Here is a 1323-nt window from a genome sequence, read left to right on the forward strand (position 1 = left end):
CCCCGCGCGGCGCGGGCGTCGTCCGCTACCTGCTGGGAGTGCGCGGGGTCGCCGCGCCCGACGCCGCCGAGGCCGTCGCCTGGACCGCGCCGGACGTGATCGCCGCCGCCGGGGGCTGGTCCACGTCCGTCGCCGCGCGCGTGCTCGCCGACTGGCTCCACGCGCGCGCGGACACCGCCGACGCCTGGTCCCAGCTGCTCGCCGCCCTCGGCACCGTCCACGCCGGCACCACCGAGGCGGCGGCCACCCGCGGTCTCTTCGCCGTCCTGGACACGGCCGGCGCACCGCCCGAGGCCCTGCGCGGCGCCCTCCGCGACCCGGTCATCGGCGCGTACGCCCTGGACGCCCTGCGGGAGAGGGGCGAGCAGGCTGACCCGATCCAGGTGCGGACCTCGGCCCGGGCGCTGCACGTCCTCGACTCACTGCCCGCGAAGAAGGGGCCCCTGGAGTCCCGCCGTGCCGCCTTCGACACGGCGGCGGCCGCCTGGCCCGGCGGTTCCGCCGCCCTGGTCCGCGCGATGGCGGCGGCGGACCGGCACGAGACCGAGCGGGTCCTGCGCCCGCTCGGCATCGCGCTCCCGTGAGACCGGATCACCCCGCCGTGAGGTACATCCCGGACGCACCCGACCCGGCCGTGTTCCTGCAGCTCTTGTTCCCGGTCGGGGCGGCGTAGATCAGCGCCAGGCAGCGGCCCAGGGCCTGCTGGCCGTAGGCGTTGGGGTGCATCGACTCCTGGACGAGGCCCTGTGTGCTCTGGCTGTCGATCCAGCGCGCCCACTCGCTCGTCGTCGCCGACGGCGGCACGGTCGCCGTCACCTGCTTGCTGGCCTTGGCACAGACCTCACGGCCCTGGAGCGCGTCCCGCAGGTCCATGAACTGCACGCCCTTGGCGGTGGCGACGCCCTTGAGCCGGTCGGCGATCTGGGGGACGAGGGAGTCGCGGGCCCAGTCGGAGTCGAGGTTCCAGAAGGGGCAGCCACCGGTGTTCGTACGGGCCCAGCCGCTCTCCGCGTACCGGTTCTCGGCGGCGCGCGGGATGGGGGAGGGGTACGACTGGAGGACGATGCGGTAGTCGGAGGCGGCGTATCCGGCGGTGGTCATGACCGCCCGGATCTCGTCGACGGACCGGCCGACGGCGGCCATCACGCCGTCGATCTTCGCGTCGACCTCGGCCTGCTGGTCGTCGTGGCAGTACGAGTACCAGACGATGTAGTCGGTCGCGCAGGTGGAGATGATGTCGGCGAAGCCGAGGTCGTTGCCGCCGATGGACAGCGCGATCAGCTTGACGTCGTTCGCGGCGGCGACGGCCGCCAGCTGGTCGGC

2 pseudogenes are annotated in these 1323 nt (G+C 74.5%); one reads left to right on the plus strand and one right to left on the minus strand.

Annotated elements, in window-relative coordinates:
- A pseudogene (locus CCN56_RS28700) lies at nt 1-584 on the plus strand (hypothetical protein); the annotation flags it as partial.
- A gap of 7 nt (nt 585-591) precedes the next feature.
- On the opposite strand, the pseudogene CCN56_RS28705 reads toward CCN56_RS28700, so the two are convergent.
- Nucleotides 592-1323, minus strand: a pseudogene (locus tag CCN56_RS28705) (GDSL-type esterase/lipase family protein); the annotation flags it as partial.

The sequence above is a fragment of the Streptomyces sp. NRRL B-24572 genome, from assembly GCF_002156145.1.
Classification (GTDB): Bacteria; Actinomycetota; Actinomycetes; order Streptomycetales; family Streptomycetaceae; genus Streptomyces; species Streptomyces vietnamensis.